The 18,707-nt window shown below is 44.8% G+C and carries 14 protein-coding genes; 11 read left to right on the forward strand and 3 right to left on the reverse strand.

The features are described 5' to 3' along the window. Positions 1-343: 343 nt before the first annotated feature. From CXK86_RS09480 to leuD, 5 genes are all read left to right on the forward strand, one after another. On the forward strand, positions 344-2,242 hold the full coding sequence (locus CXK86_RS09480) for a beta-glucoside-specific PTS transporter subunit IIABC (protein ID WP_076250028.1): 1,899 nt from the start codon (positions 344-346) through the stop codon (positions 2,240-2,242). A 36-nt stretch (positions 2,243-2,278) separates the two neighbouring features. Continuing rightward, positions 2,279-3,118 (forward strand): BglG family transcription antiterminator LicT, encoded by an 840-nt coding sequence (licT, locus tag CXK86_RS09485; protein WP_074095604.1) that lies wholly within the window; start codon positions 2,279-2,281, stop codon positions 3,116-3,118. Between the two features lie 45 nt (positions 3,119-3,163). Continuing rightward, positions 3,164-4,621: a glycoside hydrolase family 1 protein gene (locus tag CXK86_RS09490; protein WP_076250029.1), complete on the forward strand. Its 1,458-nt coding sequence runs from the start codon at positions 3,164-3,166 to the stop codon at positions 4,619-4,621. 373 nt (positions 4,622-4,994) lie between these two features. After that, positions 4,995-6,416 carry a 3-isopropylmalate dehydratase large subunit gene (leuC, locus tag CXK86_RS09495; protein ID WP_076250030.1) on the forward strand — a complete coding sequence of 474 codons (1,422 nt, stop codon included), beginning with the start codon at positions 4,995-4,997 and terminating at the stop codon, positions 6,414-6,416. Between the two features lie 31 nt (positions 6,417-6,447). Then, complete coding sequence (leuD, locus tag CXK86_RS09500) at positions 6,448-7,050, forward strand: 3-isopropylmalate dehydratase small subunit (RefSeq protein WP_036607574.1); 603 nt, start codon at positions 6,448-6,450, stop codon at positions 7,048-7,050. Positions 7,051-7,249: 199 nt separating this feature from the next. Here leuD and CXK86_RS09505 read toward each other — a convergent pair whose 3' ends face one another. The 3 genes from CXK86_RS09505 to CXK86_RS09515 are packed head-to-tail and all read right to left on the reverse strand — an operon-like array spanning position 7,250 to position 10,530. Beyond that, positions 7,250-8,722, reverse strand: coding sequence for a serine hydrolase domain-containing protein (locus CXK86_RS09505; protein ID WP_101313634.1), 1,473 nt, complete (start codon positions 8,720-8,722; stop codon positions 7,250-7,252). Between the two features lie 51 nt (positions 8,723-8,773). Continuing rightward, the gene (locus CXK86_RS09510) at positions 8,774-9,826 is read right to left on the reverse strand and encodes a HAMP domain-containing sensor histidine kinase (RefSeq protein WP_256719981.1); all 1,053 of its coding nucleotides are present in this window, start codon (positions 9,824-9,826) and stop codon (positions 8,774-8,776) included. 29 nt (positions 9,827-9,855) lie between these two features. Next, positions 9,856-10,530, reverse strand: coding sequence for a response regulator transcription factor (locus CXK86_RS09515; protein ID WP_036607568.1), 675 nt, complete (start codon positions 10,528-10,530; stop codon positions 9,856-9,858). Between the two features lie 276 nt (positions 10,531-10,806). On the opposite strand from CXK86_RS09515, the gene CXK86_RS09520 reads away from it, so the two are divergent. The 6 genes from CXK86_RS09520 to CXK86_RS09545 all read left to right on the forward strand — a co-directional run bounded on the left by CXK86_RS09520 (position 10,807) and on the right by CXK86_RS09545 (position 18,560). Next, positions 10,807-12,213, forward strand: a complete 1,407-nt coding sequence (locus CXK86_RS09520; protein WP_076250033.1) for an N-acetylmuramoyl-L-alanine amidase family protein — start codon at positions 10,807-10,809, stop codon at positions 12,211-12,213. Between the two features lie 258 nt (positions 12,214-12,471). After that, entirely contained in the window at positions 12,472-13,881 is a 1,410-nt protein-coding gene (locus CXK86_RS09525) for an N-acetylmuramoyl-L-alanine amidase family protein (protein ID WP_076250034.1), read from the forward strand. A 35-nt stretch (positions 13,882-13,916) separates the two neighbouring features. Continuing rightward, positions 13,917-14,594 (forward strand): GerMN domain-containing protein, encoded by a 678-nt coding sequence (locus CXK86_RS09530; protein ID WP_076250035.1) that lies wholly within the window; start codon positions 13,917-13,919, stop codon positions 14,592-14,594. A 72-nt stretch (positions 14,595-14,666) separates the two neighbouring features. Next, positions 14,667-17,405: an S-layer homology domain-containing protein gene (locus CXK86_RS09535; protein WP_036607560.1), complete on the forward strand. Its 2,739-nt coding sequence runs from the start codon at positions 14,667-14,669 to the stop codon at positions 17,403-17,405. 163 nt (positions 17,406-17,568) lie between these two features. After that, positions 17,569-18,264, forward strand: a complete 696-nt coding sequence (gene nth / locus CXK86_RS09540) for an endonuclease III (RefSeq protein WP_036607558.1) — start codon at positions 17,569-17,571, stop codon at positions 18,262-18,264. Between the two features lie 23 nt (positions 18,265-18,287). Further along, positions 18,288-18,560, forward strand: coding sequence for a hypothetical protein (locus tag CXK86_RS09545; RefSeq protein WP_017687779.1), 273 nt, complete (start codon positions 18,288-18,290; stop codon positions 18,558-18,560). Positions 18,561-18,707 lie beyond the last annotated feature (147 nt).

Genomic DNA, 18,707 nt, shown 5'->3' on the forward strand with positions numbered 1-18,707 from the left:
TCGTTATGCCACCATTATATCATTACAGATGAAGAAATCATTAATTTCGCTTAACCGCTTGCACTCCATCAGAAGAGTTGTTATACTGATTTTGAAAACGCTTAATAAGAACTGCTTACCCGGGTAAAACAAAATCAACGTTTTCATGTGTGCCAGTTTCAAGTGTTAGCACAGAACCATTTCAAATGTTCATATTCTTTTTCGTTCATATAATTGAATAACATTCATCCAACGATGGCGTGTTACTGTTCGGCAGGCAAGACCTAGATTGGGTGGGAAGAGTTTCTCTTTTCCTACCCTTTTTAGGTCTTTTTTTGTTCCCATCAAGAAACGGAGGTGCACCATGAATCACAAACAATTAGCCCAATCGATTATGGAGCTGGTCGGTGGCAATGATAATATCAACACGTTAATTCATTGCTCTACCAGGCTCAGACTTACCCTGAAGAATCCGGATATGGCGAAGACCCAAGAAATTAAGAGCCTTGATGGTGTTATTGGCGCAGTGAATAGCGGCGGACAATATCAGGTTATTATCGGTAATGACGTCGCGTACGTCTACAATGAACTTGCCAAGATGATGGATACTCGGCAATCAAACGAAATTCAGGAGAAACAAAAAGCGGATTATAGCCCCAAAGGACTGTTTAATACTTTTGCCAGTGTCATTGCAGGCATTTTCCAACCTATTATCCCAGCCATTGCTGCCTCGGGCATGCTTAAGGCACTTTTGCTACTGGCGACCGTGACCGGCCTGATGTCTAAAGAGAGCCAGACATATACCGTTTTGAGTGTCATGTCTGATGCTGCCTTTTACTTTCTTCCGATTCTACTGGCCTATTCCAGCGCAAATAGATTTAAAACGAACCCCTTTGTTGCCGTTCTGTTTGGTGGAATCATGTTACACCCGAATATGATTGGTCTGCTTGGCGGTGAAGATCCGGTGTCCTTTATTGGCATACCTGTTGCATCCGTTCAATATGCGACATCCGTGGTACCGATTATTTTAACGGTCTGGTTCATGTCTTACATTGAAAAGTTCGCGGACAAGATCTCACCAGGACCGGTCAAAATTTTCCTTAAACCTTTGATTGTTATTCTCATTGTTGCTCCAGTTGCCCTGATTGTACTTGGACCTCTGGGGATGTATCTCGGAACGGGAATGTCCAACCTGATCTATTGGATTCAGGATAAGATTGGATGGTTGACCGTTGTCATTATGGCTATACTGATGCCTCTGATTGTCATGTTCGGTATGCATAAAGTATTTTATCCCATTATTTTCGCAGCCTTGGCTTCACCTGGATATGAAACACTGGTGCTGGTCGCGATGCTGGCATCCAATATGGCGCAGGGAGCAGGCGCACTGGCGGTGTCATTCAAAACCAAAGACATCAAGCTTAAACAAGTCGCTTTGTCTGCAGGAATTTCAGGTGTATTCGGTATCACGGAACCTGCTCTGTACGGTGTACATCTAAGGCTCAAGAAAACGCTGTTTGCCTGCATGATCGGCGCCGGAGTCGCTGGGTTGTTCGCAGGTATTGTGAATCTCAAGGCATATGCTGCCGTGGGTCCGGGGATTGCATCTATGCCTATGTTTATCAGTGAAGATCATATGAATATTATCTATGCGATCATTACCATGCTGATCTCTGCCATTGTCGCGTTTGTCGCTGTATATGTCATTGGATTTCAGGATGTTGTTCCAACAGCAGTGTCGATAGCAGGCAGTCCTACAACCAAAGCGAGAGGCGAATCTGAAATCCAGCCATCCAAAGGGATCAAATCGAAAAAGATCGTTTTTGCTCCATTGGAAGGTAAAGTTCTGCCATTAAGAGAGGTGAAGGACGAGGCCTTCTCGCAAGAAGCTATGGGACAAGGTATGGCCATTCAGCCAAGTGTTGGCAAGGTGTTTGCCCCGTTTGATGGTACCGTTGAGACGGTGTTCCGCACTAAACATTCCATCGGTCTGAGATCGGTAGAGGGGGTAGAAATTCTGATTCATGTCGGATTGGATACGGTGAAACTGAAAGGCCAGCATTTTGATGTAAAAGTGAATGAAGGAGAACAGATCTCTCATGGTCAACTCCTGATTGAATTTGATCTTGAAGCTATACAAGCGGCAGGTTATGACACGACGACCCCTGTAATTGTGACCAATTCATCAGATTATCTGGAGATACTGGGCAATGAAACTGCGGCGACAACAGGACCGGGGAAACCATTAATTACGGTGTTATAACTCGCTGAAATATGAATGAAAGGCAGGCAGCCTGATATGGAAGTCATAAAAATACTGAATTCGAGCATTGTTCTTGCCAGACGTGTTGAGGATGACAAGGAAATTATTGTGATGGGAAAGGGCATCGGCTACAGGAGCAAACCGGGAGATGTCGTGGGCGAGGATGAGATCGAGAAGATCTATGTCCTTGAAAATGAAACGATCTCTTCGGATCTCACCGCCCTGATGAAGGAAACGCCAAAAGAATATCTGATTCTGGCTGACGAAATCATCTCCCATGCCAAACATACATTGTCCCGCCATCTGAGTGATCATCTCTATGTCGCATTAACGGATCATCTGTATATGGCCATGAAGCGATTCAAGGACAATATGACGATCCAGAACCGAATGTTGTGGGAAGTGAAAAAGTTCTATCCGCAGGAGTTCAGCATCGGGTTGCATGGTCTGTCTCTCATTCAAAAACAGCTTGGACTCTCCCTGCCTGAAGAGGAAGCGGCGAATATTGCCTTTCATCTCGTTAATGCGCAGCAGAATGATGACAATATGAATCAGGTCATGATGATGACCAATACCGTCAAGGATGTACTCAATATTATCAAAATTCACTATCACGTGGAGCTGGATACACACAGCATCAACTATTCACGCTTTTTGACCCATTTGCAGTTTTTCATTCAACGGCTTTTTGAGCATAAAACATTAAACACACAGGATCATGAGCTCTTTGAGCAGATCGCGAATAAATATCCCCAGGAAGAAGCCTGCGTACTGCTAATCAAGGATTATATTGAAGCTCGGTTTGAACATACGATCTCCAATGAAGAGATGATGTATTTGATTATTCATATCAATCGGGTCATGAGTCGCAATTGAGCAAGAATGAAAGAATTACAGAGATAATCCAAGGAGGAATACACAATGACCAATACGACAAGAACGTTTCCAGAAGATTTTCTATGGGGAGGAGCGATTGCTGCCAATCAGGCAGAAGGAGCGTGGAATGTGGATGGCAAAGGTCTGTCTACAGCCGACATTGCTATCTATCGAAAAGGTGTAGCCAAGAGTGAGTATAAAAAGCATAATGCGATCAATGAAGAACAGATCAAAACCGCGATGGAGTCTAGCTCGGACAGAGAATATCCGAAACGCAGAGGCATTGATTTTTACCACCGCTATGAGGAGGATCTGGCCCTGTTTGGGGAGATGGGTCTCAAAACGTTGCGCTTATCTATTGCTTGGACCCGAATTTTCCCGAATGGCAACGAAACAGAGCCGAATGAAGCCGGTTTGCAGTTCTATGACCGCGTTATTGATGGCATGCTGAAACAAGGGATTGAACCATTAATTACGTTGTCGCATTATGAGATGCCGATGTATCTGGTGAATCACCATGGTGGATGGACGGATCGGAAAGTCGTCGAGTATTTTGTTCACTTTTGCAAAACGGTGTTCACCCGTTATAAGGACAAAGTGAAGTATTGGATTACATTTAATGAAATTGACAGCATTGTTCGTCATCCGTTTACGAGTGGTGGTATTGTTCCGGAGCGTTTCGAAAATGTGGAGCAGGCTGTATATCAGGGGTTACACCATCAATTTGTAGCGAGTGCACTCGCAGTGAAATACTGTCATGAGATCATTCCCGGTTCCCAGATCGGATGTATGCTGACCAAACTGACAACGTACGCTCATACATGTAATCCCGAAGACGTACTTGTTGCTTCCCGGGATAATCAATTCAATCTTATGTTTACGGACGTACAGGTGCGTGGAGCGTATCCGTACTTTACGAAGAGATTTTTTGCCGAAAAAGGGATTAACCTGGATATGCTTGAGGGGGATGAAGAGATTCTTAAAGTACACACTGTGGACTTTATCTCATTCAGTTATTATATGTCCCTGGTATCAAGTGTGGATGGCGACCGATTGGAGCAGGTGAGTGGCAATACAACTGGAGGGGTGAAGAACCCGTATCTGCAAACGAATGATTGGGGCTGGCAGATTGACCCGGTAGGTCTGCGCATCTCACTGAATGAACTGTATAGTCGTTACGAGGTGCCTTTGTTTATCGTTGAAAATGGAATTGGGGCGGTAGACACGATTGAAGCGGATGGTAGCATTCAGGATGATTATCGTATTGATTATTTTCGCTCTCACATTGAACAGATGTATGAGGCGATTCTGGACGGTGTTGAACTGCTCGGCTATACCAGTTGGGGAGTAATTGATCTGATTAGTTATTCTTCTTCAGAGATGGAGAAACGATATGGCTTTATTTATGTAGATCAGGATAATGACGGCAATGGAACACTGGAGAGAAAACGAAAGAAGAGTTTCTATTGGTACAAAGATGTGATTGCAAAAAACGGTTTGTAATACAGTAGTCGGACAAGCACTCTCTATAAGAAGGTGTTGATATGATAATGTTCATTTCATAACAGAAACTAGCAAAGCAGCTCTGGATTCAGGGCTGTTTTTTTATGTTCTAGATAAAAAGCATTGACAGCGAAGCAACGGAAACGTAGTATAAGACTTATCTGATAATGATAATTGTTATCAATTGAAACCTCTGCGACGAGCAGTGGTTTATTTGTCTTTCTCTCATTATAGGTTAAACCTATTACATCTATAGATATTATATCTTGGAACAATGAAGGACAGGGTGATATATTTATGTCATTCAAGAGCTTCACTTTTTAAAGAAAACAGAGGCTCTTCCAAGGACCGAACTTATAATGAGGTGAAAATGATGAGTAAAAAAACGATGTTTGAGAAAATTTGGGAAAATCACGTAATTCATCAAGAAGAAGGCAAACCAAGCATTCTGTATATCGATCTGCATCTGGTGCACGAAGTAACTTCTCCACAGGCATTTGAAGGTCTTCGTCTCAGCGGACGTAAAGTTCGTCGCCCTGAACTGACATTTGCAACAATGGACCACAACGTTCCAACGAAAGACCGTTTCAACATTACAGATCCTATCTCCAAACAACAAATTGATACACTTTCGCAAAACTGCCGTGACTTCGGCGTGAAATTGTATGATCTGGACACGATTGATCAAGGCGTTGTACACGTTATGGGACCTGAACTGGGTCTGACTCACCCGGGCAAAACGATTGTATGTGGTGACAGTCATACGTCCACACACGGTGCGTTTGGCGCACTGGCATTCGGAATCGGAACAAGTGAAGTTGAGCATGTTATGGCAACTCAATGTTTGCAACAAGCAAAAGCCAAAACGATGGAAGTTCGTTTTGTCGGCAAACGTAACCCGGGTGTAACCGCGAAAGATATGATCCTCGCAGTCATCGCCAAATACGGTACAGACTTTGCAACAGGTTATGTTATTGAGTACACAGGCGAATCCATCCGTGAGTTGAGCATGGAAGAGCGTATGACGGTCTGCAACATGTCCATCGAAGGTGGAGCAAGAGCAGGATTGATCGCTCCGGATGAAACAACATTTGAATATCTGCGTGGACGTGAATACGTACCAGCGGGTGCGAAGTTTGATGAAGCTGTAGAGGGTTGGAAACAACTTGTAACAGATGAAGGTGCCGAGTTCGACCATGTGGTTGAAATCGATGTGGAGACATTGATTCCGCAAGTAACTTGGGGAACAAGCCCAGGTATGGGAACCGACATTTCTTCGAAAGTTCCTGTTCCGGCTGAATTGCCTACAGAAAACGAACGCAAAGCGGCTGAAAAAGCGCTTGAATATATGGGACTTGAACCGGGAACACCAATCGCCGAGATTCCAATTGATTATGTATTTATCGGTTCTTGCACCAACGGACGGATCGAAGATCTGCGTGCAGCAGCACAAGTGGCTAAAGGTCACACGGTATCCAGTCAGGTTACAGCAATTGTTGTACCAGGCTCAGGACGTGTTAAAATTCAGGCTGAACAAGAAGGTTTGGATAAAATCTTTACGGAAGCTGGATTTGAATGGCGTGATGCGGGATGCAGTATGTGTCTGGCGATGAACCCGGATGTATTGAAGCCAGGTCAACGTTGTGCTTCGACGTCCAACCGTAACTTTGAAGGACGCCAAGGACGCGGAGGACGTACGCACCTGGTATCTCCGGCAATGGCAGCAGCAGCAGCAGTTAAGGGTCACTTTGTGGACGTACGGGACTGGAATTTCAAAACAGAAGCAGCGATCTAATCTATAACAGACAGAAGGGAGAACGTTTAATATGGAAGAATTCAAAACATTACAAGGCATTGTTGCACCGGTAGACCGGGTCAATGTAGATACAGACGCAATCATTCCAAAACAGTTCCTGAAACGGATTGAACGTACCGGATTTGGACAATTTTTGTTCTATGAATGGCGTTTTGATGAAGAGGGCAACAATAATGCTTCCTTCGAAATGAACAAACCTCGTTATGAAGGGGCATCCATCCTGATCTCACGTGCCAACTTTGGCTGTGGATCATCCCGTGAGCATGCGCCATGGGCGATTTTGGACTATGGATTCCGTTGTGTCATCGCTCCATCTTATGCAGACATCTTCTATAATAACTGCTTTAAGAACGGAATCTTGCCAATCAAGTTGTCAGAAGAGCAAGTTGAAGACTTGTTCCAACGTACAGCGACACATGAAGGCTATGAGATGAATGTAAATCTGGAAAACAAAACGATTACTGATGCATACGGACTGCATATCGATTTTGATCTGGATGAGCACCGTCGTCAATTCCTGTTGCAAGGATTGGATGATATCGGTCTGACTCTTCAACATGATGATGAAATCGCTGCTTACGAACAACGCCACGCGGCAAAACTGTTCGGTTAATCGTTAAAGTATTGCATAACAGAAAGCTTCTGCCTCGCCAAAGGGACCTTGTTCCCATCGGTGAGACAGAAGCTTTTTGTAATATCAGAAGCTAAATTAGCTTAATAAGTCAGCTATACATAGAACTCCTGATTTTTCTTGACCGAATACTTCAACAGATACTATAACAGCCGACTAAATAGAGGAACCTAAAAATCGATTACTGAGGTAGCTCCAATGGGGCGTTTTTTGTATTCTGAAAATAGACGTAGATATAACAAGCCAAATGCACGAAATTCACAAGTGACCATACCATAAGCCATATGATTGGAGTTGATAGGGTAGTCCAGATGCCAAACCAAGGTAGCACACGTCCTCCGCCGATAAACGTAACCAAGGGGGACAGAGATAAGAGAATTAGAACCGGGATCAGTCTACCAACCGTGATCATAATCAATTTGCTGATCGTTAGGCGGTTGTTTTTCCGAAGTATGCGAAAATAGACGTAGATGCCCCATGCAAGCGTAGCGATGATCAGTGCAATCATAATCATTTCCATATTCCGACCGTTTACAAAAGAGGTTTGGGGTTCCTGCCCCCTCATAATGTCCGCTATTCCATCAATAAATGAAGAGTAATTCACATAAGCGTTTATACCAGAATTAAACATTACGGCAATGCCCATTTGCTCGTTCAAATAAACCTGTTCTTCGGACTTGTAGGTCCAGAAAATGCCGCTGTGGGAGATCGTTTGGCCGTTAGACGCATCTTGGTTTGCAAGCCAGCCCATGCCGTACGGACCGATCGCTCCTGAGGCATGATATTGTTTCATCAGCACAGGGGAAACGAGGCGGCCATTATATTGGGAAAGGATCCATAGGGACATGTCCTCTGCGGTTGAAACGATGCCGGCGGGACCCTCAATGAACCAAAGCGGTTCGGATTGACTTATAGCGCGTCCCAAGCTCAGGTAATGTCCTAGCGGGATAGTATTATTCTCATAGAATTGCTGCGTTGTATTGACACTGAAGGTATGATTCATTCCTAACGGTTCAAAAATATGTTTTTTCAGATAATCCGAAAACCGCTCTCCGCTAACACTGTCCACGAGGTTCGCCAGAAGCACGTAATTGGGATTATGATAGCTGTAGGCTGTTCCGGGGAAATGGGCAAGTTGAACCGTGTTTAATAATTGGTTCGCTTCAGCCAGTGATTGGAATTGCGGAGTCTTTGTCATATCGGGATTAATCTTGTCATTGAGACCACTTGTCTGATTCAGTAAATGACGGACCGTGATATCAAGAACGTGGGGGTCCTGTGGAGAAAGCTCTGGAAAATAGGAAGCGTAAGTCGCATCCAAGTCGATCTGACCCTTGTCCACCAGCTGCAGAACGGCTAATGCAGTAAAGGACTTGCTTAGTGAAGCAATGGGAAAAGGGGTGTTGCCCGTAACCTTCTGGCCGTCCGCCAATGTCCCGTAGCCTTTTGCGTAAAAGACCTCATCGTTATTGGCAATCGCCAGTGAAGCAGCCTTAATGTAATTGGCCTTCATGCTCCGATTCATATATTCGTCGATCTCCTGCAGCACTTCTGTCCTGTCTCTGGCTTCATTGGCGGATAAGGGGGACGCCCACCCGGTACATAACAACAAACAGCTAATTGTGATATACATTCTTTTTTTTAGTTTTAGCATGATAACACTCCTTGAATTCAAGATAAGGAGATGTTATCAGATCATTTTCAACTATTTATCAACTTGGGTCCCAATACTTGCCGTGACGCTTCCACCTCCGTTAGGACCGTTTGCAATCTGAAGACTACCTTCATGTTTTTCGCAAAACACCTTGCAAACGTAAAGGCCCAGCCCGCGATGTTCGCTCGCATCCCATACTTCGCCTCGGTAAAAAGGGAGTATAGCCTTACTCAGGGCTTCGTCAGAGAAACCAGTACCGTCCTCTGAGACGGTAATCTTCATAATGCCTCCCTGAACGTCATAATGGACGTTCACTTGACTGGTTGCGTATCTCGCCCCATTAGCCACTATATTCTCGAAAATCTGCATGACGAGATAGGGATCTACATGTACTGAGGCATTATCATATTCCACGGATGAGACGAAACGTATACCGAACTGTTTCGCGATTTGTTCAGCGCTGCCATCCAGCAAAGCCGTCAATGAAATCGTATCCATCGATTGGATGTTCAACGGCACATCCTCCAGCCTCTGAATGGAGTTCATGGCCTCTGCATAACTCTCCAGACGCAAGATGTGAAGGTTCATAGTATGGATCAAGTCCAGCACCTTTTCTTCCGACAACTTCTTCTCAGGAAGATAGGTGGAGAGAAGCTCGGCGTTTCCTTTTAACACGGACAGGGGTGTTCTCAGATCATGGGCAAAAATAGCATTGATCTGCTTGCGCTCTTCAACCGAACGCCAAAGTGTCTTAAGGTTTTTTTCCAATTGTGAGCGCATGTTTTCAAATAGCGCGATCAGCTCGCCCATCTCATCCTGGCTGTCATAGGAAATGCGGAAGTCTAGATCGTTGGCCGAAATGTTCTTGGATGCTCGTTTTAATAGCTCCAGCGGACGTTTTAGCTTCCATCTGTAAAATAGAACGGCCATGGTGACAATACCAGTCGCTACGGTGAGCAGAACCGCCGTGACGAGGGAGGGCATCACCCAATCCGTTTCTCCGAAACGCAGCCGCAGGTTCTCCGCCCAAGCAAACTCTATAGTTATAACGGCAAGCACGGCAATGAGTGTGACCACACACAACAGCATAAAAGATTGTAGCAAGGACAATCGCTTTAAAAACAGGAGTCTAGTCATGAACTTGGCCATTTGTACCCTACTCCCCAAACGGTCTCGATTTGATTATCACAGCCGTATTCCTTTAATTTGTAGCGAATCCGCCGTATATGCTCTGCGATGACATTACTGTCACCTTGCTCGTCCATGCCCCAAATCTTTTCGTATATGCGTTCCTTTCCAAACACCATATCAGGATGCGTGGACAGCAATTCGACAATATCAAACTCTTTTTTGGGCAGTGAAATTCGCTTATCCAGGTAGTAGAGCTCCCTGGCCGTATAATCAATGACCAATTCATTGTTAAACCTTACCGAAGATTTAGTTTGGATTCGTTGTTCCCTGCGTATATGTGCTTCGACCCTGGCGCCCAACTCGCGAATGCTGAAAGGTTTCAGGATATAGTCATCGCCTCCGGCACGAAATCCCGCTATTTTATCAGCATCTTCGATTCGAGCCGTTAAGAATAAGATAGGGCAAGAGACAAAGTCGCGAATTTTTTCACATAATTGAAGGCCGTTCTGTTCAGGCATGTTGATATCTAACAAAACGAGATCGGGTTGTTTTTCCACTTTCCGCAGCGCTTCCCTGCTGTCCTTGGCCGTCATCACGGAATATCCGTTAATTTCAAAATAATCAGTCAGTAGCTTTCGAAGATCTGCTTCATCGTCCACGATCAGTATTTTAGGCATCAAGTCTCAATCTCCTGTATTCAAGTATTTGAACTCAGCATAGCAAAAATGGATGAGGAATGTAATTTCCATATGATTTCGGGTACTGGACGAATGGAGAAAGTAACCTTTTTGCCACTCAGTTTCCGACTAAATATGACAACGTTGTAACCGGATGATCAGACAATATCTGATAAACTGATTAGTAGATTATGGAAGGTTACATATTGTCATTGATGTTACGCTGCAGAGAATCAGGTCGGATGTTCAAAAGACAAAAAGAATGGTGGATGAGTTATGAAAAAATGGTCGGCAGCAGTCGTTTTTCTTCTGTTCCTATGTTTATTCCCAGTCATGGCCCATGCAGACACCACTCCCTCGATTGTACTCGACGGTGTAACCATTAACCAGCAGACGGGTGCACCTGCAGAGAATATTGGGAAAACGGTCATGGTTCCAATTCGAATTGTATCCGAGAACCTGGGTTATAAGGTGAAGTGGGAGAAGGAAACTCAGTCAGTCCAGGTTCAAAAAGGAAACAGCATGATTCAAATGACGGCTGGCAAAGATGCAGCTACAGTGAATGGAAACGTGGTGAACTTGGATTCGCCCCCACTGATCAAACAGGGAACTACGCTTGTTCCGTTACGCTTTGTTGGGGAAGGCATGGGTCTGCGTGTTGGCTGGGACAATGGAACCAAGACAGTAAGCCTATTTAGTATTCCTCCCGTAGTTGAAACGGAAGGTGACAGTGACCCCGTCGAGGCACCTGTCCCGGATGGTTTGACAGAGCTTCAAGGCATCAGCTTCAGCGGAGATCGCTTGATTGTAGCAACAAACGGTAATATTAGCCCCAAAGTATCCAGTATTGGTGGGCCAGACCGAATTATTGTTGATCTGCCTTCAGCGACATTTTCTGAGGAATTCATTCAGGGACAAGCCTCTAACCCGGATGGGAGTGGACAGATTCTCGTTACGGATTCATCCATAGTTTCCAAAGTTCGGTATGCCATGTTCAGTAAATCGCCTTCTACCGTGCGTGTCGTTCTGGATCTGAATCAGACGGCTACAGCCAAATGGTCTGTTGGAGATAACAATGTCTTGCTCGTTGACCTGACAGCCACGAGTGGAGAACCGACAAGCCAACCGGCAGTACCTACCAATGATGGCAAAACGATTGTGGTCATTGATCCGGGACATGGTGGTCGTCAATCGGGTGCAGTGAGTTTGTCAGGAGCTTATGAGAAGGATTTCAATCTGGCTGTAGGACTGAAGGTACAGGCAACCCTTCAAAAATACCCAAATATTCAAACGGTCATTACACGCCAGGATGATACAGAACTTTCGCTCAAACAGCGTGTGGATATTGCTGAATTGAATCAGGCAGATGTTTTTGTATCCATTCATGGAAACAAATTCACTACACCGGTACCAAACGGCATTGAAACGCTCTACAGTCGTAAAGAAAGCAAAACTTTGGCTGACACTCTTCACAAATATGTGTTACCGGTAACAGGACTCAAGGATCGTGGGGTTAAAACGGCTAGTCTGCATGTGACGCGTGAAACAACCATGCCTGCTGTGTTACTTGAACTTGGTTTTTTAAGTAACCCTACAGATGAAGCAGTCATGCTCACGGAAGAATACCAGGACAAATGTGCACAGGCGATTGTGGACGGAATTGTTGAATTTTTGGGACTATAAATTGAATTGTGCGCAAATATGAAGGTTAGGGTATTACGTTGTTTAGAGATGTATATTTGATAAATAAGGAAAAAACAAGACATTAAAATGTAAAAAAAGCTTGATCTGACAACGTTTTTTTTCTGTTATGTTGGAATATATTCGCAACTTTTGAGAGCGAGGGGCGTCTAATAGGTGTCTGGTAATGCCCAAGCGGTCAGTCGGAGTTGGAAAATGACAACATGCGGCAAAAAAATATGAGAATGGTAGGGGTGAAGGATGAAGAAGTTCGGTTTTTTGGTACTGTTATTTGTCTTTGGGCTCGTATTCCCGGGCTATAGTCACGCAGCAACAGACACGAAAATTATCCTAGACGGAAAAGAAATCGTACAGCCATCGGATACAAAAGCGGAAATTATCAACAGCAAGGTGATGGTTCCGATCCGGGTTGTGTCCGAAAATCTTGGATATAGCGTGGAGTGGAAGCAGCAAACGCAAACAGTGACTATTAGCAAAGACAACACTGCCATGCAGATGATTGTTGGACAGAAGACGGCAACGGTGAACGGCAGTAACGTAAACTTGGATGCCCCGCCACTCGTGAAAAATGGTACTACGCTCGTACCTCTCCGATTTATTGGTGAGGAAATGGGTCTTAAGGTGGGTTGGAACAATACCACGAAGACGGTAACATTAGTTACCCAGAATTCAGGTTCCGGAAACGGGACAACCACACCTCCGAACTCTGGCAATGAAGGCGGAGGATCGGATCAAGAAGGTCTTGTACTGGTGAACGGCATCAGCTTCAGCGACAACCGCTTCATGATTGCAACAAGCGGAAGTACGAAGCCGAACGTCTTCACGATGACAGGACCAGATCGAATCGTTATAGACTTGCCGAATACCGCATTTGCTGATTCATTCAGTGAAGGACAGGCTCTAGACAGCAACCAGAATGGACAACTCGTCGTTAGCGGCTATCCGGATGTGTCGAAGATTCGTTACTCGTTATACAGCAACAGTCCATCTACAATTCGTTTTGTAATCGATCTGTCCAGTTCAAAAGGGTACAGTGTGCAAAATGATTCTGGACTGGTTATGATTAACCTCGACAATCAAAGTGGTACACCTGCCCCTCCAGTTGGTAATAATGGCAAAAAAGTTGTCGTTATCGATGCAGGTCACGGAGATCAGGATCCTGGCGCAATCGGTGTAACTGGTAAACGTGAAAAAGACTTCAATCTGGCAATGGCTCTGAAAGTGGAAGCCTTGTTGAAAAAAGAATCCAAAATTGACGTTGTGTTAACGCGCAGCGATGATACATTTTTGGCATTGAAAGAACGTGTGAAGATTGCACAAGACATAAAAGCGGATATTTTCATCTCCATTCATGCTAACAGTGGCCCTACTGCTGCGAACGGTGTAGAGACATTCTATACACGCTCCAACAGCAAAGCACTTGCTACAGTGATGCACAAGTATCTTTTACAGTCTTCCGGACTGAAAGATCGTGGAGTGAAAACGGCAAGTCTCCATGTGACCCGTGAAACGACAATGCCAGCAGTTCTGCTGGAAGGTGGATTCCTTAGCAATAAGAGCGACGAAGCAGCCCTGTTCACTGAGAGTTTCCAGAACAGTGTTGCCAAAGGGATTGTTGCAGGAATCAAGGAGTATCTGGGAATTAAATAAGGGACAAGCCCTTATGTTGAGGAGGCGGAGTTAGAATGAACAAGAAAATATGGATTGCAGCCTTGCTGGTAACGGTTATGGCAGTTGCTGCTGGATGTGGAAGCAAGCCAACAGCTGCTCCGAATCAGACGCAAGGCGCAGGAACTGAAAACAATGTAACCGAGGTTGAAGGCGAAACAATTACTGAACCGGTAACTGCTGAGCCTGAAGAGAATACAACGCCTACAGAATCGACGGAAGGCAGTTCGGAGGAAGAGACTACAACTACTCCGCCAAGCGAAACGTCTACGGAGAAGCCGGCAACTTCCGAAAGTAATGAAAAGAAAACGATCACTGTATTCTATACGGATGAAGAAGAACTGGAGTTGCACAAAGCTTCGGCAGAGATTTCATACGCATCGGATGATGCCAAATATAAAGCTGCCTTTGAATCACTGCAACAGAGCAAAGACGCTAAACTGGTTCCGCTGTGGTCTAAAGAAATTGAATTGAAGTCTGTTCAGTTCAAGGATGGAGCTCTTACGCTGGATATTCATATGCCAGATACGGCACGTCTTGGAGCAGGTGGAGAGTCTTATGCACTGGATGCTCTAAAACAAACGTTCTTCCAGTTTGATGAAGTAAAATCACTTGATTTACTGGTGGATGGTCAGCAGACAGAGAGTCTGATGGGCCATGTGGATCTTGAACATCCAATGACAAGATCCGAATAGGCTGTACAGCATACTGTTGTACCGTGAATCCACGGAATATGGGTCGTTTTACATGAGAGAGGGGAATCATAGGTGACTTTTAAATATAACCATACATCACACTCTAAAAAAGTAGTATCAGCCGTGCTTGCAGGCATGATGGCCCTTAGCGCCGGCGGAGCTGCCATGGCAGCAGAATCAACAGAAACGGGGCAGGGTCAGACTGCTGCAATAACAAATACGGCTGCACCAACTGGTTTGTTCAGTGACATCAAGGTCGGATACTGGGCTGAGAAACATGTGTACAAACTGGCATATCAAGGTATTCTTCTCGGTAACAACGGCCTGTTCCGTCCAGGAGACGCGGTAACACAGCAAGAAGCTGTAACGATGGCAATTCGTTTTATGAATCAAGAGGGCCAGTTGAATACCGACACGGCTGCGGCATTACCGACAAACATGGAAGTGGGAAATTATTTCAAGCCATATGTCGCGCTGGCACTTCAACTGGGACTGATTGACAAAACGGAAGAATCAACGGTGGATGTATCCAAGACCTCCTGGGGTCAAAAACCAGCTTCACGGGAATGGATTACCAAATTGTTAATCCGTTCATTGGACAAGGATGCTGAAGCAAAGGCACAAAACAATCAATCTACCGGATTTGCTGATAATGCAAGTATTTCCGAAAGTGGTAAAGGTTATGTCAATCTGGCTGTTAGCCTGGATCTGGCCAAAGGTGTGGAAGGCAACAAATTCAATCCAAGTGGTTCCGTAACCCGTGCTCAACTGGCTACCTTCTTCAGTCGTGGTGAATCGTTAACGGATACAACGTACCCGAACACATCCACGGGTTATGTGACAGGATTGAAAGATGGGCAGATCACGCTGGTTGTGGACGGCAAAGCCGTTAACTTCGCAGTGAACAGCAGTACGCCTTACTTTACGAAAGACAGTGAAACTCGTGCTTCCGCCACAGATGTGAAGCTGTATACAAAAGTTATGGTTGTAGGTTCTGCAGGTGGGGCTTCCTATGTAGAAGTTGTTGATGCTACACCGCAGGTGGAAAGTGTTGAAGGTACATTTGCACGTTCATTGTCTGGTAATAAAATTGGTATCTTTGTGGGCGAGAATTACGAAACGTACAGTTATGATGAGGCAACTGCATTCATCGATCAGAATGGTAATGCAATCAAACTGTCCGATATTACGGCAGATAGCATCATCGAAGTACAGCGTGAGACGTTCTCGACTGACAAAAAAACAGTTGCTATTCGTGTGAAATCCGGCATTGTTAACAAGAGTGACAATGGCGTAATTGCTGAAGTATCCACTTCTGGCAAAACGATCAAACTTGTCAATGCAGCGGGTGCTACAGAACAGTTTGCATACAATGACAATCTGCTTATCACATATCAAAACCGTATCATGTCAGTGGCTGATCTCAAAGCCGGCAGTGCCGTGAAATACACCGTAAAGGACAGCGTTTTGCAAACTATTACATTGTCTCAAGGTGTGGAGCAATCTGTGCGCGGAACATTGGTTGAGATCGGTGGTAACCAGTCCACGTTAACGTTCAAACGTGAAGGGGGTTCCCTTGAGGCGAAACTGCTGACTGAAAAGCCGGAAGTTATTATCAATGGCATTCAGGATGCAACGCTGAATGATCTCATCACGGATGCAACGAACGGGGATCAGGTGGAGTTGACATTGAACTCTGACGACCAGGTAACGCGTATTCAGGTGATTGGACGTCAAATGGAACCTATGAACGGAGTAACGGTTGTATCTTACAACAGCAAAACAAAGGTACTTACCGTGTTGGACAACAACAAAAAACCGTTTGTATTTACATTGGATGAGAAAACCAAACTGGATTACAATACGACCAAACCTACACTCGCTGGTCTGGAGTCGATTTTAAATGATGGTCGCAAATTGGATCTGACCTATGTGGGAACACGTGCGTTGTCCGTTAAAGTGATTTACAAGTATGAAGGTACGATCAGCAACATTGACACAACGGGCAGAAAAATCAGTGTGTTGTCTGGTAATCAGACGATTACAGTGCCTTATACTACAGCACCTACGGTTGAGATCTATAACAAATCGGGCGCAAGTCTGGGAGATTTGAAGATTGGTGACAAAGTGACCGTAACGCTTGGAGCAAATCAGGATGTAGTGCAGAAGGTTGCACTGAACACTGTGGCTCAATTCGAAGTGGTTGCCTTGGAAGCAAATAGTCGTATTCGAGTAAAATCCGATCTGTTGACAAGTCAGTTCTACGTGGATCAAGCGGTACTGACAGGAGAGAGTGGTCAGACGATCACGCCTTCACAACTGACAGCAGGCAACCTGATCAATGTAACGTTTGAAGGAGCTACGCCAAAAGCGGTTCAAGTCGTGAAGCGTACGCTGGCTGAAGTTACAGCGGTGGATGCTTCATCTGTAACGCTCAAACAGTTTAACGGCCAGACTGAAACCGTGCCTGTTAGCGGTTCTGTTAAAGTCGTAAAATCTGGCTCCACATTAACTTCATTGACTAGTCTTACGGTCGGAGATCGTGTGGAAATGACAAAAGATACGGATAATTCCACACGCTTCAGAGTACTAACTGTTATGAGCAAACAATTCTGGTCTTATGATGGCGTGGGTAACCAGATTTTGGTTAAACGGGAAACGACAGCAGATACAAACTATCGTTTTGCACTCGGATCAAGTGTATTTGTTCACCAGGGTGACAATACTTTAAGCGTGCAATCTCTCAGAGATAATGATAATATTGTATTGTATCTCCTGAACAATGTTATTCTGGAGATTCAAAAACAGTAATCGTTTCTTTTCGAGGATCAAAAGAATGACCGTCTTGATACGGGATCTTTCCCGCATCAAGACGTTTTTTTTGCAAGCTTTTTGAGGTCCCCGCAAAGTACTCGGATGAAGCTTCGAAGTAAGGCTCCGCAGAGTGGAGTCATTTTGTGGGAGGTAGCTCTTCATGAATGCAGCGACGGTTAGACATATACTCGAAACTATGGAAGCAATGTTTCCTGATGCACATTGCGAATTAAATCACAGCAATGCATTTGAATTGACGGTAGCTGTCCTTTTGTCTGCCCAGTGCACCGATGAAACGGTGAACAAGGTAACTGCAGATTTGTTCCAAAAGTACAGAAGCCCAGCAGATTATCTGGCAGTTCCTCTCGAAGAGTTGGAACAGGATATTCGGCGAATCGGTTTGTACCGGAACAAGGCCAAGCATATTCAGAACATGTGCCGAATTTTAATAGAGCAGTATGGCGGTGATGTACCGCAGGAACATGATCAGCTTGTGACGCTACCAGGTGTCGGGCGGAAAACCGCGAATGTAGTTGTTTCCAATGCGTTTGGAGTACCGGCAATTGCGGTAGATACTCATGTTGAACGTGTATCCAAGCGGCTGGCGCTTGCAGGTTGGGATGACTCCGTACTTGAAGTCGAAAAGAAACTAATGAAGCGCGTACCCCGGGACGAGTGGACTTTAACTCACCACCGGTTTATATTTTTTGGACGCTACCATTGCAAGGCACAGAACCCTGCGTGTCATATCTGTCCATTGCTGGACATATGCAGGGAAGGGAAAAAACGTATGAAAACGTCCCAAATCAGGAAAGATAAGGAACGTGTCACCACCCGAAAACGAAAAATAAATTAATGAGCAGAAAAGGATGAATAATCATGAAATGCATTTCCGTGTACACTGACAATTTTGAGGCCTTCTCCGATATCTTTGAACAAATCGTTGAACAGGAAATGGCTGAAAATGAAGAAAAAGAAGTAGAAGGCATCACAGTAAGCCACTCTGGCGACGTACCTGAACATTATCTGGAGCGTATGTCCGTTAAACCAGAAGTTGTTGTTATGAGAGACAAAGGCAGAGACATTACAATTCTGCAACATGGACAAGTATTTGAAATCTTGCTGCCTTCCATGGAGAACGCAGTTTCATAAGAAGTGATTACACTATTGGTTCTGTTGTATTAATGTCATGATGATCGTTGTGGTTAAGATGATCGCATCGCATTCATGCAACAGACACTTGGCGTAAGCATTTGCTAAATACCGAGTATAAAACGTATTACAGATAAAACCGACTTG

Origin of the sequence: Paenibacillus sp. BGI2013, from assembly GCF_002843485.1 — a bacterium.
GTDB classification, from domain to species: domain Bacteria; phylum Bacillota; class Bacilli; order Paenibacillales; family Paenibacillaceae; genus Paenibacillus; species Paenibacillus amylolyticus.